Origin of the sequence: Nitrosomonas communis, assembly GCF_900114745.1 — a bacterium.
Classification (GTDB): domain Bacteria; phylum Pseudomonadota; class Gammaproteobacteria; order Burkholderiales; family Nitrosomonadaceae; genus Nitrosomonas; species Nitrosomonas communis_A.
In genome coordinates, this window is record NZ_FOUB01000029.1 from 12,036 (window position 1) to 38,002 (window position 25,967).

Sequence of the window (25,967 nt, forward strand, 5' to 3'; positions counted from 1 at the left end):
ACCTCCATAGCTTGCATCTGTACACCGTATTTTTTCAATTACTCTACTGATCAGGCTTACACAGTTTAATTTATTCTCAGCTTATTCAGTTAATTGGAGCTATTTCGATTCGTTTTGTGACGAGTTTGTGAGTAATTCAAGCAAACTACAAATTCAGTTTTAAGCATGCAAAGTTTTCGGATTATTATCCAAATCTGAGAGTAAGGATAGCAGACTCCTAGTATAATAAAGAGAGTTTATTTACAAATTCTCAATTTTTTATTATGAGTGATAACGTCCTTTGATGAGCTAAAGAATGAAACCTCCTGTTAGCATTGCGATCACAGGTGCAGCCGGTCATATTGGTTATAGCCTGTTATTCCGGATAGCGGCTGGTGATTTGCTGGGTAATGATCAGCCTATCATCTTACATCTCCTTGATCTCCCTCAGTCTCAACATATTCTTGATGGCGTAGTAATGGAATTGTGTGACTGTGCCTTTCCTCTTTTGAAAAATGTCATCACAACAGATGATCCGTTAATCGCTTTCAATATGGTGGATATCGCTATTTTAGTTGGTGCCCGCCCACGCACTAAAGGAATGGAGCGAAAAGAACTACTCACCGTCAATGCAGAAATATTCAGTACTCAAGGTAAAGCCCTTGATAAAGTTGCAAAGCGTAATGTAAAAGTACTGATTGTTGGCAATCCAACCAATACCAATACTTATATTACAATGAAAAATGCTCCTAACTTATCACCAGGTAATTTTGCTGCCATGCTTAGACTTGATCATAATCGCGCCTTGTATCAAGTAGCAGCAAAATTAAAGGAATCAGTATCAAGCATCAGGAAAATGATTATTTGGGGTAATCATTCTTCTACACAGTTTCCTGATCTAAGCCATTCAGAAATCAATGGGAAGAAGGTCATCAATCTTATTGAAGATCAATCCTGGATTGAGGATTATTTTATTCCTACTGTTCAGAATCGTGGTGCCGCAGTAATTGAAGCAAGAGGATTATCGAGTGCAGGCAGCGCTGCTAATGCGATAATTAATCATCTTCATGACTGGATCATTGGGACAAGAGAACATGATTGGGTTACAATGGGAATTCCTTCTGATGGAAGCTATGGAATTCAAGAAGGGGTAATTTATGGCTTCCCTGTTACTTGCAAGAATGGGGATTATACGATTGTGCAAGGGCTAGAAATAAATGAAATATCTAAAGCAAAGATGCTTGCTACATATAAAGAACTTTTAGAGGAAAAAGACGCAATTAAGCATTTATTGCCTTAAATTTTATTTAACTTTTTTCTAATTCCTCAATAACCGAGAGAACTTCTTCAGCATGGCTGGGTACTTTCACTCCGCGCCATTCTTTTTGTAATACGCCTTTTGTATCAACTACAAAAGTACTTCGCTCTATACCTCGTACTTGCTTGCCATACATGTTTTTCATCTTAATGACACCATAAAGTTCACACACGGTTTCATCTGTATCGCTTAGCAAATCAAAAGGCAATGATAATTTCTCCTTAAAACCGTTATGAGACTTTATGCTATCTCGTGAAATCCCAACAATTTCACAATTGAGCTCTTTAAATTTAGTATAAAGATCTCGAAATTGTAGACTCTCATCGGTACAGCCTGGTGTATCATCTTTAGGGTAAAAATAAATTACTATATTCTTACCCAAAGATGCTGATAGGCGAAATGTTTTCTCACCAGTAGCCTTAAGTTCAAAATCTGGAGCCGGTTTGAGTATCATGGGAGTATTAAAATCTCGCATTTAACAAGAGGTTGTTATTAAGGAATGACTTGATCAATCACAACAGTAATTTCTTTATCACCCAGTTTTACTGGTTTGCTAAACCCTTCTAGATCGCCACTGGCTGGAACAGCTTGGCCTGATTTTGTTATCCTCCCACCTATTACTACTTCTGGAAAACTAGACATCTTCATAGTAGGTGTCATCGCCATATCATCATTTAATGAAAAAGTTGCAGGTAAATCCTTTACAGTCAGTTTCAAAATAGCCAATGGCATTTTAGGCCCAGTTTTAGCTCGTGCAAAAACAAACACTGTATCATTTGGGGATACCTTATTGGCTAATGCAGGGTTAAGCGTAACGGTTCCAGTGATGGTAGCCGCTTTGTTAGCGTTATCTGATTTATCAGATTGTGATTGCTGGTTTTTCTCAACAGGCAAATCTGTATCGATATTTGAATTTTTTGCTAACTGCATTGGAACTGAATCTTTCCCTTCGCTCGCCAATGATTTTGCCTGGGCAATACTATCGTTGACTGATTGAGCCAATTGTGAATCAGCTGGAATAACACTCAACAATTTCTCCCAAAAAGCTGCAGCTTGATCGTATTTTTTTTGTTCAAATTCAACAGTACCAGCTAGCGCAAGTGCTTTTGGATAATTCGGATCGATCTTAAGTGCTTGATTAATTAATTCAGCAGGTTTGCCTATCAAACTTCCGTTATTTGTCATGGCAAGTACGTCTGCATAATCACTCAACAATTGTGCACTATCAGGGATTATTTCGGTTAATTTAGCATAGGTTGCACTGGCTTCTTGATATTGACCCATAATAGCGTAGGTTCTGCCTAGCATTACCCAGCCTTCTATATCTCCTGGGTTTTCTTTTAAGCGCGCAACCAAATTGTCCACAACAGATTTAATTTCGCTATGACTAGGTGGCATTCCTGCCATGTCCTGTGCGTGAGATTGCGTTACACTGGCTAACTGAGATTGTGGTAGCAAACCACGTGTATCACCCAGAACCATATATAACGATATTGCAGTTAGAGGGACTGCAAATATAACTACAACTGATGTAACAATCCCCTGCCCTTTTATTATGGAAGAAGTTGTGGGGTTTTTTGATGATATCGTCAAATCTTGTAACATTCTTTTTTGTAATTCCTGCTTACTTTTTTCATGTTGCTCCTTAGATAAAATATCATTACGTAAATCGTTATCCAATTCTGCAAGCTGATCACGATAAATCGCAATATTCGCAGCTTCCCGCTCTAATAGCTCAATCTTATCTTGTCTTTTCCTCAGCAAAGTTGGAAGAACAAACATTAATGCAGCAACAATAAAAATTCCAGCAACAACCCAAAAAGAAGTCATACTTATTCCTTATTAGTTTTATTTATTAAAGCTTCGGCCTCTAAGCGCTGACTTTCCGATAGTGGTATGTCTTCCAATTGTGTGCGACGCCGTCTTAAATAAATAATTAAACCTATTGTTGCCCCCAAAAATAAAATAAGTGGGCCAAACCATAATAACAGTGTGGTAGTTTTGAATGGTGGGTTATAAAGAACAAAGTCACCATAACGGGCAACTAGAAAATCGATGATTTCTTCGTCACTTTTATTCGCTTTCATCTGCTCTCGCATTTCTCGTCTCAAATCATTAGCAAAATCAGCACGAGAACCAGCAAGAGATTCATTTTGGCATACCAGACAACGTAGATTTTCTGATAAGTCAATCAAGCGTTTTTCCAGTACGGGATCCTCTGCAACCGGTACCGCTTCATTAGCAAAGCTAATCAATGGTACCAACGCCACAAAGAGAACAGCAATGAGCTGTTTTATAAATTTAGAATAATGATCAATACGGTTTTGCAATATAAAACTATTTGCTGCCACTTCAAATTTATACATCGAATTTATCCTTGCAACTCTTTTATCAGTGGAAGAATTTTATCTTCCAACGATTTTACTGTCACAGGTCCAATATGTTTATAACGTATTATTCCTTGCTTATCAATGATATATGTTTCAGGGACACCATAAACGCCATAATCAATACCCACTTTCCCATCGGCATCAACGATACTGACTGTATAAGGGTCACCATATTGCTTAAGCCATTGTATGGCGGTATCTCGCTGATCTTTATAGTTCAGCCCATATATCGGCACTATTTTTGCTTTAGCTAATTGTACAAGCAAAGGGTGCTCATCACGGCAAGCGACACACCAGGAAGCCCAGACATTTAACAACCATACTTTCCCCAGATTATCTTGCGACATAAGAGTTTTATCTGGATCATGCAAATGATTCAGCTGAAATACAGGTGCAGGTTTGTCCACAAGAGGGGACGGTACCTGACGCGGGTTCAATGTTAAGCCAACTCCAAGAAATACGACTAGAACAGAGAATATCGCAAGCGGTAATAAGAACCGGGTCATACTTTTCTTACCTCCGGCACAATGATTGGCTCTGCTTCTGTGGGTGTTGCACCTTTATCACTTTCAGCAACCGTTTCTAAGGTAATTTCAGTTTTGCTTTTTTTGCGTATGCCGTAACGATAGCGACGATCAGTAACAGATAAAACTCCACCTAATGCCATCAATAAACATCCAAACCAGATCCAGTCTACAAAAGGCTTATGATAGACACGGACTACCCAGGCATTATTATCTAGAGGTTCACCTAATGCGACGTATAAGTCACGGAATAAACCAGTATCAATGGCGGCTTCAGTCATGGCCATACCCGAAGCATTGTAGGTTCTTTTTTCTGGATATAGCTTCCTAATCTGCTTATCATTCTTCAGAACATCAATATCACCTTCAATTGATTTGTAATTCGGTCCAGGTAAGCTTTTTGTCCCATTAAAACGGAAAGTGTATCCGCCAATTGAAACAGTATTACCGATTTCCATACGAACATCTTTTTCAGTTTCATAACCATTGACTAGCGTGACGCCGATTATAAAAACGGCTATACCTAAATGCGCACAATGCATCCCATAGTAGCTACGAGATTGTCGAGACAATTTGCTAAATAACCCACCCTCACCACTATTTTGTAAGCGGTGTTTGATATTGACGAAAATGCTGGCAATAATCCAGAAAGCTAATAACAAACCAAAGCTAACAAGTGGCTTCCATTCACTCATCAAAAAAGGCGTGATTAATGCGGAAACTAAACTCACGGCAAAAGCCCAGCGCAAACGGATTGCCAGAGACGGTAAACTTGTTTGTTTCCATTTCGCAATGGGTCCCACTCCAATCAGAAAAACAGCGGGTGCCATTAACGGTACAAAGATAGCTTCAAAATAGGGAGGCCCAACTGATATCTTCCCTAGCCCCAATGCATCAACTATTAATGGATAAAGTGTACCCAGCATGACGCTACCGGCAGCAACCAGCAACAATACATTATTGGCAAGAAGCATGGTCTCGCGCGAAACAAATTGAAAGCTTCCTCCCAACCCTACTTTAGGCGCTCGCCAAGCAAACAGTGTTAAAGAGAAACCTATTATCACAACCAAATAAACCAGGATGAATATTCCACGTGCAGGATCTGTCGCAAAAGCGTGAACGGATGTAAGCACACCAGAGCGGACCAAGAATGTTCCTAGTAAACTCAATGAAAATGCAACTATTGCAAGCAGAACAGTCCAGCTTTTGAAGCTGCCACGCTTTTCTGTAACAGCAAGCGAATGCACGAGAGCGGTACCAACTAACCATGGCATAAAGGAAGCATTTTCAACTGGATCCCAGAACCACCAGCCCCCCCAGCCCAATTCATAATAAGCCCACCAACTACCAATCATAATACCGATAGTCAAGAACACCCATGCAGCAGTTGTCCAGGGCCGCGACCAACGTGCCCAGGCAGCATCTAACTGACCACTGAGGAGAGCGGCAATAGCGAAAGCAAAGGCTACCGAGAAGCCAACATACCCCATATAAAGCATGGGAGGATGCATTACCATCCCAGGGTCTTGAAGCAAGGGATTCAAATCACTGCCTTCAAACGCTGCAGGCAAAAGACGATCGAATGGATTAGAAGTAAATAGCAAAAATAATATAAATCCCACACTAACCAGACCTAGCACACCTAACACTCTCGCTACCATATCGTCGGGTAGTTGACGACTAAATACACTGACTGCAACTGACCACCCTGCCAGCAGCAATACCCATAGCAGCAATGATCCTTCATGCGATCCCCAGGTAGCAGCAAATCGGAAATGCAGCGGCAATTCCGAATTAGAATGAGAAGCTACATTGTGCACAGAGAAATCGTTATTAATAAAGGAATAAGCTAGACAGCCAAATGCAATGGCAATAAATACAAATTGACCTTGTACAACCGGGCGAGCCAAAGCAATCCATGAAGGAATACCGCGAGCAGCACCAATAAGAGGCAACGTTCCTTGAATCAAAGCTAATAACATCGCAAGTATTAGCGCAAAATTACCAAGTTCTGGAATCATGTTTGAAATGCTATCCCTTAAAAAATTATCTGAGATTAAGAAATTGTCGATAAAAGCTTTTTCTTATTGAACTAATGATGCTTTCTGGGCTTTGGCTGCTTGTTCTAGTGCGCTTGCAGCCTCGGGTGGCATGTAATTTTCATCATGTTTGGCAAGAACTTCATCCGCATAAAAAATACCATCCTCCGCTATTTTTCCTTGTGCTACCACACCCTTACCCTCTTTGAACAAATCAGGTAGTATCCCGGTATATACGACTTTTATTGTTTCTGCAGTATCTGTTACGGCAAAGTTGACAGTCGTGCTACTGCCTTGGCGCTTTAAGCTACCCTCTTCTACGATTCCACCAATTCTAAAACTTTTACCCATAGGAGCTTCTTTGGCAACAACCTGGCTTGGACTAAAGAAAAAAACCAGATTACTCTGGAAAACATTCAATACTAAAATAGCAGCAAAAGTTAGCGCAGTAACACTTGCGGTGATAATGGCTATTTTTTTATGACGTGGTTTCATTCTTTTTCTCTCTCATATTTAATTCGTTTCTCTGACCAAGATATTTTTGTAAAGTTCGCTGACGACTTAATAAAATCCAAATTTCGCCTGCGATACAAATAAACGATACCAGATATGAGCCCCAGACATAGAATCCATATCCACCCATTGAAAAAAATTCTGACCAGCTGTTCCAATTCATCGTGTAATTCCCTTTAATTCTGCTACCCATGCTGTATGGCGCTCACGCTCTAATATAATAGTGCGCGCTCGCATCAATATCATCGCAATGGAGTACATCCATACAGCAAGTGCCATAATTAACATCCCTGCAAGCATTGCTGTAGCCATTTTGGGTGATTGAGCAATACTGACGGAAGCGCCTTGGTGTAATGTATTCCACCATTGAACTGAGAAATAAATAATAGGTATATTAACTACCCCTACTAATGCGATAATTGCACCAGCTTTATCTGCTCGCCGTGGATCATCAATAGCTGCCTGGAGCGACATAAACCCAATATAAAGAAAAAATAAAATTAATTCCGAAGTGAGTCGAGCATCCCATACCCACCATGTTCCCCACATTGGCTTACCCCACCACGCTCCTGTCCATAATGCAATAAAGGTGAACATAGCTCCTGTTGGCGCGATAGCTGTCGCCATCATCGACGAAAGACGCGTATTAAAAGCAAGACCAATTCCCGCCCAAAATGCCATAACTACATATAGAAACATTGACATCCAGGCAGCTGGCACGTGAATAAAAATAATACGATACGCTTCACCTTGTTGAAAATCAGTCGGCGCTACAAAAAAACCAATATAAAGACCAACAATTAGCAAAACTATAGCGGCAATAGAAAAATACGGAATCATTCTCCCTGCCAGAAAATAAAAACTTGCAGGTGAAGCATATTTATACCAGTTTATCGACATATTAGATTTTTATTTATAAGTTTTAGTTGAATTTTATTCCATTGAAATCCTGAGAGAGGCTGCTGTTGCCCACGGTGCAAAAACTAATGATACGAGCAAGAAAGCTCCAAGTAGAGAGAAATGCGCCTCGAATCCCAGGCCTGCGGTACTGGCTTCGACCGCGCCCGCTCCAAAAATAAGAACAGGAATATATAAAGGCAGCACTAATAAGGATACTAATACCCCGCCTCCTCTTAGTCCTAAAGTAAGCGCCGCACCTATAGCACCAATTAAACTCAGTATAGGAGTGCCTAATAATAATGATAATGTCAATACTACCAGCGCGCTGAAAGGTAAATCATATTGAATACCCAATACTGGGGCCATCAATACTAGTGGAACTCCTGTAATTAACCAGTGTGACAACATTTTTCCTAGCACTAATAATGACAAGGATGTGGGTGAAAGCAATATCTGCTCCAGCGTCCCATCTAGATAATCGTTAGAAAACATACGTCCAAGCGAAAGCATTGACGCTAATAATGCCGCAACCCATACAATCCCGGGAGCCATGATGCGAAGTGTATTCATTTCTGGTCCCACTCCAAGTGGAAACAGACTGACTACGATAATAAAGAAAAATAATGTCGTTAAGACATCAGCCTGCCGACGCACGGCCAATAATAGATCTCGCCGAATTACCCAAGTCAACATATCAAGAAAGGTATAATTGATGCGTTACAGTAGCACTAATATCAATTTCCTGATGCGTTGTCAGTATCACCATACCACCTTGAGCCAAATATCGCTCTATTATATTTTTAATTAATTCAATTGCAGACACATCCAATGCGGTTAAAGGTTCATCTAATATCCATAGCTTAGTATTCACTAATATCAAACGTGCCAATGCGACTCTCCGTTTCTGGCCTTGCGATAATACCTTAGCTAATAAGGTTTCACGTTCCTCTAGACCCATCTTCTGCAAGGCTTCATAGGCTATCTTTTCATCAATTGCTACCCCAGCAAGCGCGCTTGTAATACGTAAATTTTCAATGGCGGTCAAATCATCTTTTACACCACTCAAATGACCTAAATAGGTGATCATACTAAAATAATCCGCACCTAGAGATCGAATGCTGGTGCCATTCCAATTAATCTCTCCCGAACTTGGAACAGTCAATCCGCATAACATTCTCAATAAGCTTGTCTTGCCACTACCATTAGGACCACGCACCTGCATCAATTCGCCAGGTTTAATAGAAAAGTTGATCCCACTGAATAATACGCGATCGCCACGCGCGCATTCTAGATTGCTGCCTTGCAACATAGTTAGCAATTAATTAAAACTAAATATTATAGCGTACTGAAATACCTTTGACACTTTGTGTTATGGAAAAAATATCCGTAAAATAGTTGAACCTAAAACCAAAACTGCTTTTTAGGTTGAAAGTACTATTCATTTTATTTTTTATAACACCATATAGTTAGTAAATCGTATTACTTAATAATTAATTTTCTAAATTTTATTCGATATGAGTCTTTTAGGAGCTATTGCTCCAGTTTCTGTTATTTCCCCTACCCCAAAAAATAATCCTCTACTATCGTATAACTTAACGCGGGTTCCGCCTGGCAAATTAATTTTATTTGTACTCTTTATCAATTGCCCTTGACATAAAAATAAAGATTCTGCTTGATTGAGCGTAATGGAAGGAAAATTCTGAAGGAGACTCTCTATAGGATATAAATATGCATCATGTTCAGAGGATAAAGTACCCTGAAATTGATCAAGCTGATAAGCTTGATGCAAACTAAAATTCCCGACCTGATTACGGCATAAACTTGTAAGATATGCCCCACCAAATCCCAGTGCCTTACCGATATCTTCAGCCAATGTACGTATATAAGTTCCTGTTCCACAATGAACCACAATAGACATTTCGTTCTCGATCCATGAATCTAGATATAACTCATAGATAACAATATCCCGAATTTTTCTTTCAATTTCTTCACCCTTCCGCGCATATTGATATAAGCGTTTTCCATTAAATTTCAGTGCACTATACATAGGAGGAGTTTGTTTAATCCACCCTTTAAAAGTCTGCAAAACTTCTTGCACTTGCAACAAACTCAATTTTTCGTTATTCAACTTTGTGCGTACTGCGGCAATTATCTCCCCTTCTGCATCGCCAGTAGAACTGAGATAACCCAACTTCAATGTAGCATGATAGGTTTTATCTGCATTCAACAACATGGCCGAGAATTTTGTGGCTTCACCCAAACAAATAGGCAGTAGACCAGAAGCCATGGGATCAAGTGTGCCAGTATGACCTGCTTTTGTAGCACCGAAAAAACGCTTGATAATTTGTAGCGATTGATTAGATGTTAAACCAGAGGGTTTATTGAGTAATAAAATACCGTTAATATTACGTTTAATAAGTTAAATTCCTGTAAGCTTTGAAAAAATCATGTAAATTAAATAAATTGCAGCAATAGCTAATCTTATTTACCTATTTTTCTCAAAATTAAATATTTTATAGTTAAATTTCTTGTGGAATTTGTTTGGTTAAAAAAGAGATGATCGTTTTCAAGTGAGGGAATATTTGTTAGATTTTGCCTGTTGCTTTATCTATTAATTGCGAAAGATATAATCCACGCTCAACTGATTCATCATAAATAAAATGAAGCTGAGGAATTACTCTCAATCTAATTCTGCTTGCTAATTGGCTACGCAGGAACCCACTTGCATGTTTTAAACCCCCCTCAATTGCAACCCTATCTTCTTCATTACCAAGCGTTGTATAATAAATTTTGGCATGTGAATAATCACGTGTTACCTCTACATCAGTAATAGTGATCCTTCCTACTCGCGGATCTTTAACTTCGGTTTCAATCAGTACAGCTAATTCACGCTGTATCTGATCAGCAATACGCTGCGTTCTAGAATAATCTTTAGGCATTATGTTTATTTCTGGTGTTATAAAACACGTGCCGTTTCAATAATTTCATATATTTCTAGCTGGTCACTAACTTGGATATCATTAAAGTTCTTGAGTGAAAGTCCGCATTCAAATCCAGCCTTTACTTCCTTCACATCTTCTTTGAAGCGCTTCAAAGAATCAAGAATACCACTATGAATTACCACACCATCACGCAGGACTCGCACAAGAGAGTCACGTCTCACCACACCATCCAAAACATAACAGCCTGCTACCGTACCTACTTTTGAAATGCGATAGATCTCACGAATATCAACCAAGCCAAGAATATTTTCTTTACGTTCTGGCATCATCATGCCAGAAAGCGCTTTTTTAATCTCATCAACGGCATCATAAATCACGTTATAATAATGTACATCAATACCTGTTGAAGCGATTAACTTACGAGCACTTGCATCAGCGCGAGTATTAAAACCAATTACTACAGCTTTAGATGCAAGGGCTAAATTAATATCAGACTCAATGATTGCACCTACACCACTATGAATAATATTGATTTTCACTTCATCGGTGGTAAGCTTCTGCAAAGCATATGACAACGCTTCACACGAACCCTGCACATCTGCTTTAATAATAAGATTGAGTATTTTGGCACCTTCTTTCTGACCAAAAACATCTTCCATCTTCGCAATTTGCCGTTTATCAAGCTTCACATCACGGAATTTACCTTGGCGAAATAATGCAATTTCGCGTGCTTTACGTTCATCTTCTAGCGCTATGACTGCTTCACCTGCTACCGGCACATCAGATAATCCTTGAATTTCTACTGGTATAGATGTTCCAGCCTCTTCAATTGGAAGACCTTTTTCATCCAGCATCGCTCTTACTCTTCCAAATACAGCACCACTCAATAAAACATCACCACGTCTTAAAGTACCAGATTGCACTAATATAGTTGCAACTGGGCCACGTCCTTTATCCAAGCGTGACTCGATGACTACTCCTTTCGCAGGCGCATTTCTAACTGCTTTAAGTTCTAAAACCTCTGCTTGCAATAAAATGCTTTCAAGAAGCTCATCAATGCCTTGGCCAGTTTTGGCTGAAACAGGTACAAATATAGTTTCTCCTCCCCAGTCTTCTGACACAACCCCTTGATTTGAGAGCTCTTGTTTAATACGCTCAAAATTTGCCTCAGGTTTATCTATTTTATTAACAGCTACCACAATGGGAATATTTGCTGCCTTAGCATGATGAATAGCTTCTATAGTTTGAGGCATTACGCCATCATCAGCTGCTACAACAAGGACCACAAGATCGGTAATTTTGGCGCCTCGTGCCCGCATTGCAGTGAATGCTTCATGCCCCGGTGTATCCAGAAAAGTAATCATCCCATGTGAGGTTTCAACATGGTAGGCTCCGATATGCTGTGTAATTCCCCCAGCTTCACCGCCTGCCACACGTGTTCTACGAATATAATCCAACAACGAGGTTTTTCCGTGGTCCACATGCCCCATAACAGTCACTACCGGCGCACGAGACTCCATCTCCAGTTCGGATGCTGGTGTTTTAATTTCTTCAAGGAAAGATTCCGGACTATCAGGTGCAGCATATTTTGCAATATGCCCCATTTCTTCAACTACGATCATAGCCGTATCTTGATCCAGCATCTGATTGATTGTTACCATAGTACCCATTTTCATCAGCACTTTGATAACTTCAGCAGCTTTTACTGACATCTTTTGTGCAAGCGCAGCAACAGATATAGTTTCTGGCACCAAGACTTCATGCACAACTGGCTCGGTAGGTGCAGAAAATCCGTGCTGTATTTGCGTCTCAATTAGGTTTGATTTACCATGCTGCTTATCTTTGCGAACACGCCAACCTTGATTCCCAGATAAATCACCCCGTATTTTAGCTTCGCGTTTTTTGGTGACCTCATCTTTCCATGATTCTTCTTGTTTAGCTGGTTTTTTCTTCTTTTCTGTTTTGTCTTCAGCTTTAACAGCAGGTTTAGGCTGTGCACTCTCGGCTGGTTCCTGCTCAGCTTTAACAACAGGTTTGTGCTGTGCGCTCTCAGCTAATTCCTGTTCTGACTGGGGTACGGGGATTTGAGTTGATATCTCTTCAGAGATAGAGGAAGGAGTAGGCTCTTCTTTTTTTGCAATTAATTCTTCTTTTTTGGGTTCTTTTTTAACCTCAGCGATGATACTTTTTCTTTTTTCCTGTTTTTCTTTAAGCTCGGCTGCTTGACGGGCAATTAATTCAGCTTGTTTTAATGCTTCCTGCTCACGTAAGGCTTGTTGCGCTGCATCAATTATTGGTTTTCGGGTAGATGTTGATGGAATAACAGGGGCTGAAGTAGTCGCTGCTTCAAGCACTACCTCTCTTTCAACATCTTGCTCAGATGGCTTAGTGAGCACACGTTTTTTTCGGACTTTAACCTCAATAGTCCGAGCTTTACCAGTTCCATCCGATTGTCGTATTTCAGTAGTTTCCCTCCGAGTCAACGTGATCTTTTTCTTGGATTCAATCGAACCGTGTACTCTGCGAAGATAATCAAGCAGCTGTGTTTTATCTTTTTCTGTCAAAATATCTCTTATCGATTGCTTCTTGACGCCTGCAGCCAGAAGCTGGTCAAGTAACGCTTCTGGCAACACATCCAGTTCATTGGCAAATTTTTCTACAGTCATTTGAGTCATCAGCAACCTTTTTTACTCTAAATTCATTTCAAAAAACGCGAATCTTATTTTGGTTTTTAATCTTATGTTATTGGTATTGATAGGTAAAATTTCAAGCTCAAAGCAAACAATCAATATAAATATATTTTAATTAAACCACGGTTCTCGCGCTTTTATAATAAGCATATTAGCACGCTCAATATCGATACCTGTCATTTCGACTAAATCATCTGCGGCAAGATCAGCAAGCTCCTCTTGAGTGTTAATACCTTTGGCAGCTAACTCACGAACTAGTTGCATATCCATGCCTTCGAGTGAAAGCAGCCCTCCAGATATATGTTCAAATTTTTCTTCGTTAGCAATTGCATCAGTTAGAAGAGTATTACGTGCCTGATTACGTAATTTATTGATTGTTTCTTCATCAAGTGCTTCTATTTCAAGCATTTCATTAAGTGGGATGTAAGCAATTTCTTCTAGTGTAGAAAAACCTTCCTCTACCAGAATATCCGCTACTTCTTCATCAACACCAAGTTTTTCCATGAACAGCTTACATATCCTAGAGGTTTCTTCTTCATTCTTTTTCTGTGATTCCTCTACTGTCATGATATTGAGATTCCAACCAGTTAATTCTGATGCGAGGCGCACATTTTGCCCCCCGCGGCCGATTGCTTGCGCGAGATTTTCTTCATCGACAATAATATCCATACTATGTTTATCTTCATCGACCATAATGCTGCTGATCTCGGCAGGTGCAAGCGCATTAACGACAAAAGTAGCCGGATCTTCCGACCACAATATAATATCAATCCGCTCCCCCGCCAACTCACTTATCACAGCCTGCACTCTAGAACCTCTCATACCCACGCAAGTTCCAATTGGATCAATGCGTGGATCAGTTGATTTAACGGCTATTTTAGCGCGTGAGCCAGAATCTCTTGCTGCCGTTTTGATCTCTAATAATCCTTCTTCAATTTCAGGCACTTCTAATCGAAATAATTTAATCAAGAATTCAGGAGAAGTACGTGATAAAACTAATTGAGGTCCTTTTGTTAAGCGATCGACTCTAAGCAAATACGCGCGAACGCGGTCTCCAACCCTTAAATTTTCTTTTGGGATCATTTGATCACGAGGAAGAATTGCCTCAATTCTTCCTGACTCCACAATAGCATTGCCACGTTCCATGCGCTTGATAGTACCGGCAATCAAATACTCTTTACGTTCAAGAAAATCATTCAGATTCTGTTCTCGTTCTGCGTCACGAATTCTCTGAAAGATTACTTGTTTAGCTGCTTGTGCACCAATACGATCAAATTCTATTGCCTTCAAAGGCTCTTCGATGTGGCTCCCTAATTTAATATCAGCATCATACTGTAATGCTTCGCTTAAAGAAATTTGCCGCGCAGAGTTCTCTACAGCATCATCAGCAACTACTAATTTGTTCCGAAAACATCGATAATTTCCAGTTTCCCGCTCAATTACAACTTGCACATCAATATCTTCATGAAAATGTTTCTTTGTGGCGGACGCAAGCGCCATTTCTAAGGCAGTAAAAACGATTGCTTTATCAACATTTTTTTCATGTGCCAAGGCATCTACTAATAGCAAAATCTCGCGGCTCATATTCCTCCAGCCAATTTTTTATGCATCTATAGTTATAGTTCCGGAACCAACCGAGCTTTTTCTAAATTATCTAATTCAATATGCAGCAATTTTCCCTCAACTTCTAGCCCTAATATTCCATCATTGACTTCTCGTATATTTCCAATAAAGTTTTTCTGACCTTGTAGCGCTATTCGTAATTTAATTTTTATTAATTTTCCAGAAAAGCGGATAAAATCACTTTCTTTTATCAGAGGTCTGTCTAGACCTGGAGAAGATATCTCAAGTCGATTGTAATCTATCCCTTCTACTGCTAATAATTTATTAAGATGGTTGCTAATCACGACACAATCTTCAATAGAAATACCCCCATCCTTTTTATCTACAAATATTCTTAATAATTTACCAGATGCCGATTGCTCCACATCTACCAATTCATAACCCATTTCCGCTAAAATCGGATCAAGTAATTCATATAAGGTCATAGCTTAACCACAAATAAAAAATGGGCTGAATAAGCCCACCAGACATTAAGGTTATTATAACAATAATCAATTACTAACAAAACAGAATTTTATTTTATGATAATAATTCCAATAAGTTACTGTTAGCCTGATGTGCTTTATCCTTTTATTGTTAATGCCAATATTTAATATGGATAGCAATCTGCCGCTCAAAGTGGATCAAAGTATGATTGGGTACCGATTTGTGCATAGTAATCTTGTAAGCAAGGCATACAAAGATATGTAATTCCATTTCTAAATTAAAGTTGACTTTGTTGACTTCACCTTACCGTATTATTTAGATTTAGACTGTCTGCGGCTCGCCTTCGCGCCATTTTGATTCGGCAATGGACTAACATGAATAGACCTCATTAAAAGCGGCGATTCAAAATGGATTATTATGTAAAAAATAATAGATATTAATAAGGATAGGGCTAAGCAGATGGTTTACCGTCGTACCGCTGTCATAAAGTTGATAGATGCACATCTTGTTTTTTAATGCATCTTTGGATGTGTTTAATGACGACGGGAAAGTCTATTAAGAAGAGATTTATCATATCAATACATCTCCATATATTTTCTAAGGCTTATGTCGCTAATCGCCAGGATGCTTTTATTTTAACCTGTTCGATTACAATTTAGTTATTCCACTATTCCATTGATAATGCTTTAATAAAACTTAGCATGAAAAAACTGGGTACAAACAGAGGGATATATGGAGGTGTCTCGTAATTATTTGCTAAAAGAAATTACGATTGATATCGAACTATGTGATTGATATCGAACTATGTATAAAATTAGAAAAAACTATCAATTGATAAGCAGATTAACGTAGCTAGAAGTCGTGTCATACCACCATCGACTTCTAGCCAATATAACGCATTCAATTAGACCTCTCTTGACCTTTATACTAATCAACAAATGCGCCAAGAGATGATTAGGAAAATAGACTATTCTCCCAAACGCGATTAATTAGTATTTGCCGCCCGCTCCAGTAAACCATACGATTAGTCCGATAACTATGAGACCAATGGTTGTACCTGCAACTACTTTGAACAAACCAGCCTCATCTGTTCTTCTATTTTCTTCTGCCATATCTTCTTTCTCCTTTTGAAAGTTTACTCTTTGTTCTTAAAAAACCCATAAACAAGGTAGGGTTGCGAAGATTCTACGCATATTTCTTTAGAATGGCAATATTGAAGATGTATAACGTCGAAATGGAATGGATAATCACATTCTTCCACTTTTTGTAAGGCATAATGATATTTATATGGTAAGTAATTGGATTTTTAAATCCAAGCTGACTTTGTTGGCCTCACCTTGTCATATTATTTTATACTGTCTGCGGCTCGCCTTCGCGTCATTTGTGATTTGGAAATGGAATAAGAATGCGAGCAAACGGCAGATGCTATCACTCATGCAAGTAAGATAGAAAACCTGACAAGCCGGCGCACGTACAACTTTGCATGACAGTACGAAGTGCGTGTACTTCAGCAGAAGAGGTTGGCACCAAGTATTTTACTGGACGCCTATTTCAGAATTTCAATGTAAGCCCACAAAGTCACACAAGAGCAACTAGAAAAATAACCTTAAGTGTGGTATGGACTAAATACGTTACTGAACGAAAAAAATTTTGGTCAGAACAGCGCCTTAAAAATAGTGAACATCTTCCTCATGTTAGTGGCGAAAAAAGGAAGCGTAATGATAAGGTAACTGAATCTGGACTTCTTGCCTGGTTATCTAACAGCAAATTAGCCGATTTAACGCAGGAAAGAATCATTAATGGGGTAAATACCGAAATAAGCAAATGACCAACATGAACCAGGCTTGCTTTTCTTTTATTAAGAGCTTTTCTATCATGGTCTGACCATTCACCCTAAATCCACTCTCTTGTCAAGTATTACTCGTCGATAATTAAAAAATGATGGCTAAATTGATCATAATAGAGCGCCTTATTTAAGCTCCAGGTTTAGTGAACACATCATTACTTCTGCTGGCATAAAACAACGAGCAGACGAATCTGCTCGTTGTTTTTATTGCTGTGTTAGCGATTTTTATGGCTTTGCCTGCCTGCTTCAGCATGCTGCTCAGATGTGCCGCCACGAGTAGAGGAAGATGATTTATCTTCATCCTCGGATTCGCCTTTGCCACGTGATTGTCCACCTTTACGACCCGCTTCACGCGCTTCTTCCGAGCTAAACTCATGGGCTGTACCTTTTTCATGAGCAGCATGACCTCCTTTTCTGCCCGCTTCGCGCGCCTCTTCAGAAGTAAACTCATGAGCCGTACCCTTTTCATGAGCTGCATGGCCTCCTTTCCTGCCCGCTTCGCGTGCTTCCTCTGAGGTGAACTCATGCGCAGTACCCTTCTCGTGAGCTGCATGGCCGCCTTTGCTCGCAATTTCACGCTGCTTTTCTTCGTCCATAGAAGCAAAACCACGCTGACTGGTACCTTTGTTGTCCTCATCCTTTCCTTTATTCGAAGGCATAATCACCCTCCTATTTGCTAAGTTCAAAAAACACCCATGATGTGTTTGGGTTCTTTATCTCCGGTTTGATAACACGAAGAATGATTTTATCGTACTCTTCGAATCGGGCTTTATCTGTGCGCAAGCACACATAAGCCTAAAATTAAAGCTTGAATACAGAATGAGTTAGACTCCGATTAGTCAGAATAATAGCATTGTGCGCTACGCCTAAACGGTTTGCTCGCTCGTGCTGATAGGCATCGGGATAAATCAATTTTGCGCTTGCGAACCCCTTGAGGTTTGTGCTCAGCATGGATAAAAATTCTCTATTATTTTCCTAGACGAAAGCCTGAAAAGAGAAAGGCACTTAGCCGTGTTGCAGCTAAGTGCCTGATTTTATTGGTGGCCAAGGGCGGAATCGAACCACCGACACAAGGATTTTCAGTCCTCTGCTCTACCAACTGAGCTACTTGGCCTTTAGTACAATGAAGCGATATTTAATGTTACTTCAACAAATTTAGAAAGAATAAAATATGGCGCGCCCGGCAGGATTCGAACCCACGACCCCTTGGTTCGTAGCCAAGTACTCTATCCAACTGAGCTACGGGCGCTCCTAGCTTTTATTTCTCTTCAATTTTTATTATTGGTTAATAGAGCAACATTATATCAAAGGTTAATGGAACAGCATATTAAAGCCATTAGTAAATAATTGAAACCATCTTTCTTTAAAATCTTCTTATCAATTATTTTATGCTTTATAACAAGCCGGGCATAATGTTACATTTAACTACTTTTGTCAAGAAATAGCCTCTTATTCTCAATATGCAATGAAATCAATTTATCTTTCAGTACATATTTGTTCATCTCGTCCTTACGTTGATACGAAATAGCCTCTCGCCCTAAAATGCTGCCCTATAAAATTGCGTTTGTGCTCTCCGCACCTTCTATTCGGCTGTCGTTATATTATTCGCCCTGTTTCTTGAAAACTTCCCCAAAGTGCGGCCTCAATTACTCATACAGCGTCTTCCTCCGACATTTCGGTATAAATATGATGCAGTTATGTAGCCCCATTTACTATGGCTTAGACCTCACTCCCGCTCATCTCATTCTTCTTTTATCGTGTGCTTGGCGTTTGACAATCCGAGTTTCGCTGATGGATTTCCGTATATGTCAAATTACTATTACCACCTTCGCATAACTCGGGAATCTACTATCATGGGTTAAAGTTTTTTCTACCAAAAATAAATCGTTAAAGGCGACTATTCTAAAATAAATCGTTTTTATTAAACCATAAAAGACAGAATTAGTGATCATATGCTCTTACGGAATATAGAAAAAGCAAGGCTAAATCATCTTGTTTGAGCTATTAAGAAATGTAGAATACGGTAATATGATTTATCCTAATATACTTGCCTCTTTCGGTATACTCGGCTTCGTCAAGGGCATCATTGTTGTGCCGCTATAAAAACGGAATTTTTTGATATGTTAAAGATGGGCCAGGATAATCTCGGCAATGATAAAATTTGTAGCTTAATTTCTCCTTTTAAAAATAAGCAAAAATTGAATGATCGGAATTTTAATTATCTCTCATGATAAGCTTGGTGAGAGTTTTACTCATTGCGCAACCCATATTCTGGGAGAAAAGCCACAGCAATTAATATACCAAGCTATTTCTATTCAAGATAAGCCTGATGAAGTTGTTGCTCAAGCTAAGGAATTAATTAAAAAACTTGATCAAGGTGATGGCGTATTAGTGATGACAGATATTCTTGGCGCAACTCCCTCTAATATCGCTACCCAATTGATCCAAGCTGGAAAAGTAGAATGCCTTGCAGGAATGAATTTACCCATGTTAGTGCGTGCATTAAATTATCGTCATGAGCCACTTTCAATTGTGGTAGCAAAAGCACTTGCTGGAGGTAAAGAAGGTGTGATGCATATTTTACGTGGATGCTGAGATGCTACTTAAAGAAGTGACTATTATTAACAAGCTTGGCCTACATGCACGTGCTTCTGCGAAGCTTACACGCTTGGCAAGTCAATTCCAAAGTGAAGTATGGCTCATACGTAACGGTCGTAGAGTCAATGCAAAAAGTATTATGGGTGTAATGACGCTCGCCGCAAATAAAGGATCGACAGTTGCAATTGAAATAACGGGTGCTGATGAGACTGAGGCCATGCAGGCATTGACTAATCTGATCAATGGTTACTTTGGAGAAGGGGAATGAGTTTTATATTGCATGGTGTAGGTGCATCTGAAGGTATTGCTATCGGGCACGCGCATCTTGCTTCTCCAGCGACCCTGAATGTAGCTCATTATTTGATTCCCAAAAACCAGATAGACAAAGAAATAACACGATTAAACTGTGCTTTCGCAACAGTACGCAAGGAGATTGAAAAACTACAATCTTCAGCTAATCAAGGACCTACATTTGCTGAATTCAATGCTTTTCTTGAATTGCATCATATGATACTAGATGATCCAACACTTAGCTCCGCGGCAGTTGAGTGTATTGCTCAAACTCAATGCAATGCAGAATGGGCCGTTACGCAGCAGATGGAAGTATTGCTTTCTCAGTTTGAAGAAATTGAAGATGCTTATTTACGAGAACGTAAAACTGATGTCATGCAAGTCGTCGAACGAGTATTGAAAGTCTTATTGGGGCATCCAGGTTACATTCCTCCTCCTTTAAAGCATGATGGTAACAGTATTCTGGTAGCACACGATCTAAGTCCGGCAGATGTTATGCAATATAAACAACATCAATTTGCAGCTTTTCTTACGGATTTGGGTGGCGTGACTTCTCATACTGCAATTATAGCTCGCAGTCTGAATATTCCTTCCATAGTAGCGATGCACCATGCGCGCCAGCTTATTTACAATAATGACAATTTAATAGTAGATGGTGGTCAAGGGGTTGTGATTGTCAACCCTGACAAATATGTGCTTGCTGAATATCGTTTAAAACAGAATCATCTGGATCTGGAAAAACGTAAACTCAAACGTCTCAAATCTATTCCCACTATGACACTCGATGGTACATCAATAGAATTACATGCCAATATTGAGCTACCTCAAGATATTGAACAAGTTAAAGAAAGTGGCGCGATAGGTATTGGTTTGTTTCGCAGTGAATTTCTTTTTCTCAATCGGGATGATTTGCCCAGTGAGGATGAGCAGTTTGAAGCTTATTCAACTGTCGCCCAAAATATGCGAGGCTTACCAGTTACAATACGCACATTTGATTTAGGTGCTGACAAGAGTCTTAAAAATAGCTGCCGCTCTGCAATCAATCCAGCGCTGGGATTACGTGCCATTAGACTATGTTTAGCAGAACACGATATGTTTCTAACACAACTGCGTGCCATTTTGAGAGCGTCTGCCTATGGTAAGGTTCGCATCCTAATCCCAATGCTTTCAAATGATTACGAGATTAATCAGACTTTACAACTTCTTAATCATGCTAAACAAAGTCTGCTAGACGAAAAAAAACCTTTCGATGAGGAGATCAAGGTAGGTGGAATGATTGAAATTCCAGCAGCAGCACTAAGTGTGGAAATGTTCATGCGTAAACTGGATTTTTTGTCCATTGGTACTAATGATTTGATCCAGTATACATTAGCTATTGATAGAGCGGATGACACGGTGGCCCATCTCTATGATCCACTGCATCCATCTGTGCTTTGGCTACTGGCGCGAATTATTTCTACTGCCAACCGCTCCAATTTACCCATTTCAATTTGTGGCGAGATAGCAGGTGATATCCAATACACTCGCTTACTGTTAGGGTTTGGATTGCAACAGTTCTCCATGTATCCAGCACATATCCTGCCTGTTAAGCACGAGATTCTAAAAAGTCATTTACCAAGTATCATGCCGATAATCCAAAAAATTCTTAAAACTGATGAATCTGAGAAAGTTCATGGGTTATTATCCAAATTAAATAATTAATCTTTTTAATTTGAAATAATCGCGCTTTTATAAATACTTAAGCCTCATAAGTATTTTTGGCGATATAATGCTTATTTCACATAAGTTTTAGATGATCTCACACAGAATTTCCTAAAATTTTCTTATATTCATGCATGATTCAGACTCTATTGGCATCGTTGCGCCACTACGAATTTACTTTGATACACCACTTAGTCTGGAAAGTGGTGCAGTATTGGATAATTACGAGCTAGTTTATGAGACTTATGGTGAATTAAATGCAACTAGATCCAATGCAGTATTAATTTGCCATGCACTCTCGGGTAATCATCACGTTGCTGGCGTTTATGCTGATAATCCTAAAAATGTAGGTTGGTGGAACAATATGATTGGTCCTGGCAAACCTATCGATACACATAAATTTTTTGTGATTGGGGTAAACCATATAGGGGGTTGCCATGGCTCAACTGGTCCTGCAAATATCAATAAAAAAACTGGTAAGCATTATGGCGCAGATTTTCCCATGGTCACAACGGTAGACTGGGCAGAAACTTATGTGCGATTAGCTGATAAACTTGGCATTGATCAATTTGCTGCTGTGGTGGGCGGCAGTCTTGGTGGCATGTCTGCTATGCAATTAGCACTTTATTCGCCTGAGAAAGTCCGGCATGCTGTTATTATTGCTGCTGCAGCCAAATTAACAGCACAAAATATTGCTTTCAATGATGTTGCACGCCAGGCCATCATTACCGATCCGGATTTTCATGGAGGTGATTACTATTCTCATGGCACATTGCCGCGTAGAGGTCTGCGTCTTGCTCGTATGCTGGGACATATTACTTATTTATCCAATGATTCCATGGCAGAGAAATTCGGACGGGAATTACGAACAGGATCTCTTAGCTTCAATTTTGATGTAGAGTTCCAGATCGAGTCTTATTTGCGTTATCAAGGAGATAAATTTGCTGAGCAGTTTGATGCCAATACTTATCTGCTTATGACAAAAGCACTGGATTATTTTGATCCTGCGCGAGATTATGATGATGATTTGAGTGCTGCTTTCCGTTGCGCTAAAGCAAATTTTCTTGTGCTTTCATTTAGCTCTGATTGGCGTTTCTCACCTGAGCGCTCGCGCGCTATTGTCAAAGCTTTGCTGGATAATGAACTCAATGTAAGTTATGCAGAAATACTATCTAGGCATGGCCATGATTCCTTTCTCATGAAAGATGAGCACTATCATCAATTAGTGCGGGCTTATATGAACAAAATCGATATTTAATCTTTCCACAATGTTTTCATGGCTAAGCTACTTTCCTCTCTTACTTTATCAAGACCCGATTTTGCTACCATTGCTGCTTGGATCAGACCAGAATCGAAAGTACTTGATCTTGGGTGCGGTGATGGCACGTTGCTGCAGTATTTGCAGGATACGCTCGGCGTACATGGTTATGGCGTGGAAATTGATGATGCCAATATCCTGGCCTGCCTCAATAATGGGGTCAACGTCGTTCAGAGTGATTTAGAATCAGGTTTATCAGGCTTTGAATCTGATTCGTTTGATTACGTTATTTTGTCGCAAACTCTGCAAGCGATGAGGCACACGGAAAAAATTATTCAGGAAATGCTCCGTGCGGGCAAAGAAGGTATCGTCACCTTTCCTAATTTTGGCCACTGGAAAAATAGATTACAAGTTTCATTGGGTCATATGCCGGTATCACAAACTCTACCGTATGAATGGTTTGATACTCCCAATGTTCACTTATGTACACTAAGTGATTTTGAGCAGTTTTGCCACCAACATGGCGTGCATATTTTGGAGCGGCGAGTCATGAGTGGTAATCGACGAATTACTCTCGCTCCTAATTTTTTCGGGATGCTTGCATTTTACCGCTTTACTCGAAGGTAATTTTCTCAGCACGATTTTCCGCCTTACTATTAGTAGAGATTTTTAATTCGATGCGCCCGACCATCCATACCAGAAGGAGAACAGGTAAACCAAGTAAAGTAGTGCCTGTGAAAAATAGCGCGTACCCATATGTATCTACAAATTGCCCACTAAAACCAGCAATAAATTTTGGGAGCAGTAACATGGTTGAACTAAATAAAGCATACTGGGTCGCTGAATAAGCAGAATTAGTCAATCCTGAAAGATAAGCGATAAATGCTGAAGAAGCGATTCCAGCGGAAAGATTATCGGCAGAAATAGTCAATATAAGGGCAGTGATATCGTGCCCTTTCATCGATAACCAGACAAATAACAAATTAGTCACGGCAGATAAAATTGCACCAAAGAATAAAGTTTTAATCACATCCAATCTGACTATCAATAGCCCTCCTATTGCCGCACCTAAAACTGTCATGATGACACCATATACTTTTGAAACAGCTGCTACTTCATCTTTGGTATAGCCCATGTCAACATAGAAAGGATTGCTCATCACGCCCATTACAACATCTGAAATGCGGTAAATAGCGATCAAAGTCAGTATCAAGATGGCATAATAGCCATGCCGTACGATAAAATTCTGAAAAGGCGCAACCAAGGCCCCGTATAACCAGATTAACAATTGTGTAAGAGGGGTATTCAAATTCCAGCGAGCAATCATCTGGCTGGCTTGCCTTTCATTTTCCGCAGCCAGATGATGGATTGGAACATCTGGCTCCTGAATAATAAATGTGGTGATAATACCCACCGCCATAGAGGCTGCCATGGCTAGATAAGCTATTCGCCAAGACTGATAATCATAATCAGTTGGATTACCATCCAGCGAGGCTGCAATCCACAACACTCCCGCAGAAGCCAATATCATCGCTAAACGATAACCCGCTTGATAAGTAGCTGCCATCGCACCTTGTAATTTTAGTTCGACTGCCTCGATTCGATAAGCATCTAGGGCAATATCTTGGGTAGCTGAAGCAAAAGCGACTGCTAATGCAAAAAAAACCATGTGGGAGAGATTTTCAAGTGGGTCAGTACTCGCCATGCCCACCAAAGCGATCGTTATCATGGTCTGCGAAAGCAATAACCAAGCACGGCGTCGACCTAGCCATCGCGTTAAGAGCGGTAGGGGAAGACGATCGACCAAAGGAGACCACATCCATTTAAAGCCATAAGCCAGACCAATCCAGCTTAAATGGCCTATAGTAGTGCGGTCAATACCTGCTTCTCTTAACCAGAAGGATAGCGTGCCAAGTATCAGCAACATGGGCAATCCTGCTGAAAAACCTAGCGCGAGCATTCCCATCACCCTGGGGTGCGCATAGATACGACAAACACTCAGCCAGCTAGCAATGGCACTGATCATAAGTGATGATCGTAATCAATGATGAGCGGCGCATGATCCGAGAAGCGTTCCTGCTTATAAATGGATACGCTGGTTGCTTTGCTGGCGATCACAGGGGTTGCCACTTGATAATCGATACGCCATCCTATATTTTTCGCCCATGCCTGCCCCCGATTTGACCACCAAGTGTATCGTTCTGGTAATGGCTCAATTTTTCGGAACACATCAATGAAATTTAATTCATCAAAAACTGATGTCAACCAAGCGCGCTCTTCTGGAAGAAACCCTGAATTTTTTTGATTAGCGCGCCAATTCTTTAGATCGATTTCCTTATGAGCAATATTCCAGTCTCCGCACAAAATGAATTCTCTACCACTACGAGCCAGCGCCTGTAAAATCGGGAAGAATCGCTCCATAAAAAAGAACTTGATAGCTTGTCGGTGTTCACCACTCGCTCCTGAAGGAAGATAAATCGATATGATGCTCAAATTGCCAAAATCTGCACGTAAATATCGTCCTTCAAAATCGATTTCCGGAATTCCTATGCCCTCAATGATTTTGTCAGGTGTATGGCGAGAATACACCCCTACTCCACTATAACCTTTTTTATCTGAACAATGAAAATAACCTTGATAGCCATTCGGAATTTTTATTTCAGTTGCCATATCATTAAGTTGTGCCTTCAATTCTTGAACACACACAATATCAGCTTGTTGCTGAGGCATCCATTGAAAGAAACCCTTATTAGCTGCAGAACGCACTCCATTCAAGTTAAGCGTTATAACCCTCATATGAACAACATAACCTATTGATTTAATTTTTAATAAATATTATTTTACTCATTATTTGCCGTATAATGTACCTACTTTTTGTTTTTTGGCAGAACGCACTATAGATGGAAATGAAACAATAGAGCATACATAG

At 39.8% G+C, this 25,967-nt stretch carries 26 protein-coding genes, 2 tRNA genes and 1 pseudogene; 7 read left to right on the forward strand and 22 right to left on the reverse strand.

Annotation, left to right across the window (positions count from 1 at the left end; translation table 11 throughout):
• The first annotated feature begins 295 nt into the window (after positions 1-295).
• Entirely contained in the window at positions 296-1,279 is a 984-nt protein-coding gene (locus BM122_RS11555) for a malate dehydrogenase (protein ID WP_074905699.1), read from the forward strand.
• Between the two features lie 7 nt (positions 1,280-1,286).
• On the opposite strand, the gene BM122_RS11560 is transcribed toward BM122_RS11555, so the two are convergent.
• The 16 genes from BM122_RS11560 to BM122_RS25145 all read right to left on the reverse strand — a co-directional run bounded on the left by BM122_RS11560 (position 1,287) and on the right by BM122_RS25145 (position 16,456).
• Positions 1,287-1,751 (reverse strand): peroxiredoxin, encoded by a 465-nt coding sequence (locus BM122_RS11560; RefSeq protein WP_074905700.1) that lies wholly within the window; start codon positions 1,749-1,751, stop codon positions 1,287-1,289.
• A 38-nt stretch (positions 1,752-1,789) separates the two neighbouring features.
• Positions 1,790-3,127 carry a c-type cytochrome biogenesis protein CcmI gene (gene ccmI, locus BM122_RS11565; RefSeq protein WP_074905701.1) on the reverse strand — a complete coding sequence of 446 codons (1,338 nt, stop codon included), beginning with the start codon at positions 3,125-3,127 and terminating at the stop codon, positions 1,790-1,792.
• Positions 3,128-3,129: 2 nt separating this feature from the next.
• Positions 3,130-3,663: a cytochrome c-type biogenesis protein gene (locus tag BM122_RS11570; RefSeq protein WP_083398463.1), complete on the reverse strand. Its 534-nt coding sequence runs from the start codon at positions 3,661-3,663 to the stop codon at positions 3,130-3,132.
• 5 nt (positions 3,664-3,668) lie between these two features.
• Positions 3,669-4,193 (reverse strand): DsbE family thiol:disulfide interchange protein, encoded by a 525-nt coding sequence (locus tag BM122_RS11575; RefSeq protein WP_074905702.1) that lies wholly within the window; start codon positions 4,191-4,193, stop codon positions 3,669-3,671.
• Complete coding sequence (locus BM122_RS11580) at positions 4,190-6,232, reverse strand: heme lyase CcmF/NrfE family subunit (RefSeq protein WP_074905703.1); 2,043 nt, start codon at positions 6,230-6,232, stop codon at positions 4,190-4,192. The genes BM122_RS11575 and BM122_RS11580 overlap by 4 nt, the downstream gene beginning before the upstream one ends.
• Positions 6,233-6,295: 63 nt before the next feature.
• Positions 6,296-6,745: a cytochrome c maturation protein CcmE gene (ccmE, locus tag BM122_RS11585; RefSeq protein ID WP_074905704.1), complete on the reverse strand. Its 450-nt coding sequence runs from the start codon at positions 6,743-6,745 to the stop codon at positions 6,296-6,298.
• Positions 6,729-6,956, reverse strand: coding sequence for a heme exporter protein CcmD (gene ccmD, locus BM122_RS11590; protein WP_371264920.1), 228 nt, complete (start codon positions 6,954-6,956; stop codon positions 6,729-6,731). Before ccmD ends, ccmE begins: the two co-directional genes overlap by 17 nt.
• Positions 6,923-7,663, reverse strand: coding sequence for a heme ABC transporter permease CcmC (gene ccmC, locus BM122_RS11595; RefSeq protein WP_074905706.1), 741 nt, complete (start codon positions 7,661-7,663; stop codon positions 6,923-6,925). The genes ccmD and ccmC overlap by 34 nt, the downstream gene beginning before the upstream one ends.
• A 33-nt stretch (positions 7,664-7,696) precedes the next feature.
• Entirely contained in the window at positions 7,697-8,356 is a 660-nt protein-coding gene (ccmB, locus tag BM122_RS11600) for a heme exporter protein CcmB (protein WP_074905707.1), read from the reverse strand.
• 1 nt (position 8,357) lies between these two features.
• Entirely contained in the window at positions 8,358-8,972 is a 615-nt protein-coding gene (ccmA, locus tag BM122_RS11605) for a cytochrome c biogenesis heme-transporting ATPase CcmA (protein WP_074905708.1), read from the reverse strand.
• Between the two features lie 189 nt (positions 8,973-9,161).
• Entirely contained in the window at positions 9,162-10,079 is a 918-nt protein-coding gene (gene truB, locus BM122_RS11610; RefSeq protein WP_074905709.1) for a tRNA pseudouridine(55) synthase TruB, read from the reverse strand.
• Between the two features lie 169 nt (positions 10,080-10,248).
• Complete coding sequence (gene rbfA, locus BM122_RS11615; protein ID WP_074905710.1) at positions 10,249-10,602, reverse strand: 30S ribosome-binding factor RbfA; 354 nt, start codon at positions 10,600-10,602, stop codon at positions 10,249-10,251.
• Between the two features lie 17 nt (positions 10,603-10,619).
• Positions 10,620-13,280 (reverse strand): translation initiation factor IF-2, encoded by a 2,661-nt coding sequence (gene infB, locus BM122_RS11620; protein WP_074905711.1) that lies wholly within the window; start codon positions 13,278-13,280, stop codon positions 10,620-10,622.
• Positions 13,281-13,406: 126 nt separating this feature from the next.
• Entirely contained in the window at positions 13,407-14,879 is a 1,473-nt protein-coding gene (nusA, locus tag BM122_RS11625) for a transcription termination factor NusA (RefSeq protein ID WP_074905712.1), read from the reverse strand.
• Between the two features lie 32 nt (positions 14,880-14,911).
• The gene (gene rimP / locus BM122_RS11630; RefSeq protein ID WP_074905713.1) at positions 14,912-15,343 is read right to left on the reverse strand and encodes a ribosome maturation factor RimP; all 432 of its coding nucleotides are present in this window, start codon (positions 15,341-15,343) and stop codon (positions 14,912-14,914) included.
• 990 nt (positions 15,344-16,333) lie between these two features.
• Complete coding sequence (locus BM122_RS25145) at positions 16,334-16,456, reverse strand: hypothetical protein (RefSeq protein ID WP_256212018.1); 123 nt, start codon at positions 16,454-16,456, stop codon at positions 16,334-16,336.
• Between the two features lie 371 nt (positions 16,457-16,827).
• Between BM122_RS25145 and BM122_RS11635 the strand changes: the two genes are divergently transcribed.
• Positions 16,828-17,172 (forward strand): hypothetical protein, encoded by a 345-nt coding sequence (locus tag BM122_RS11635; RefSeq protein ID WP_074905714.1) that lies wholly within the window; start codon positions 16,828-16,830, stop codon positions 17,170-17,172.
• Positions 17,173-17,405: 233 nt separating this feature from the next.
• On the opposite strand, the gene BM122_RS11640 is transcribed toward BM122_RS11635, so the two are convergent.
• The 4 genes and pseudogenes from BM122_RS11640 to BM122_RS26060 all read right to left on the reverse strand — a co-directional run.
• Positions 17,406-17,849 (reverse strand): KGG domain-containing protein, encoded by a 444-nt coding sequence (locus tag BM122_RS11640; RefSeq protein WP_074905715.1) that lies wholly within the window; start codon positions 17,847-17,849, stop codon positions 17,406-17,408.
• 379 nt (positions 17,850-18,228) lie between these two features.
• Positions 18,229-18,304: transfer RNA gene (locus BM122_RS11645), tRNA-Phe, on the reverse strand.
• 58 nt (positions 18,305-18,362) lie between these two features.
• Positions 18,363-18,439 (reverse strand) — tRNA-Arg (locus BM122_RS11650).
• 263 nt (positions 18,440-18,702) lie between these two features.
• Positions 18,703-18,765 (reverse strand): annotated as a pseudogene (locus BM122_RS26060) (IS200/IS605 family transposase); the annotation flags it as partial.
• A 627-nt stretch (positions 18,766-19,392) separates the two neighbouring features.
• Between BM122_RS26060 and BM122_RS11655 the strand changes: the two are divergent.
• From BM122_RS11655 to metW, 5 genes are all read left to right on the forward strand, one after another.
• A complete protein-coding gene (locus BM122_RS11655) occupies positions 19,393-19,785 on the forward strand; it encodes a PTS sugar transporter subunit IIA (protein WP_074905716.1) in 393 nt (130 codons plus the stop codon).
• Position 19,786: 1 nt separating this feature from the next.
• Entirely contained in the window at positions 19,787-20,056 is a 270-nt protein-coding gene (locus BM122_RS11660; RefSeq protein ID WP_046851719.1) for an HPr family phosphocarrier protein, read from the forward strand.
• Positions 20,053-21,780: a phosphoenolpyruvate--protein phosphotransferase gene (gene ptsP, locus BM122_RS11665; RefSeq protein ID WP_074905717.1), complete on the forward strand. Its 1,728-nt coding sequence runs from the start codon at positions 20,053-20,055 to the stop codon at positions 21,778-21,780. Before BM122_RS11660 ends, ptsP begins: the two co-directional genes overlap by 4 nt.
• A 130-nt stretch (positions 21,781-21,910) precedes the next feature.
• The gene (gene metX, locus BM122_RS11670; RefSeq protein ID WP_074905718.1) at positions 21,911-23,038 is read left to right on the forward strand and encodes a homoserine O-succinyltransferase MetX; all 1,128 of its coding nucleotides are present in this window, start codon (positions 21,911-21,913) and stop codon (positions 23,036-23,038) included.
• An 18-nt stretch (positions 23,039-23,056) separates the two neighbouring features.
• Positions 23,057-23,665: a methionine biosynthesis protein MetW gene (metW, locus tag BM122_RS11675; RefSeq protein WP_074905719.1), complete on the forward strand. Its 609-nt coding sequence runs from the start codon at positions 23,057-23,059 to the stop codon at positions 23,663-23,665.
• Here metW and BM122_RS11680 read toward each other — a convergent pair.
• Together BM122_RS11680 and BM122_RS11685 are read right to left on the reverse strand one after the other, a co-directional pair.
• Positions 23,652-25,064: an AmpG family muropeptide MFS transporter gene (locus BM122_RS11680; RefSeq protein WP_074905720.1), complete on the reverse strand. Its 1,413-nt coding sequence runs from the start codon at positions 25,062-25,064 to the stop codon at positions 23,652-23,654. The two genes, metW and BM122_RS11680, sit on opposite strands and share 14 nt — an antisense overlap.
• Entirely contained in the window at positions 25,061-25,834 is a 774-nt protein-coding gene (locus tag BM122_RS11685) for an exodeoxyribonuclease III (protein ID WP_074905721.1), read from the reverse strand. Before BM122_RS11685 ends, BM122_RS11680 begins: the two co-directional genes overlap by 4 nt.
• Positions 25,835-25,967: the final 133 nt, after the last annotated feature.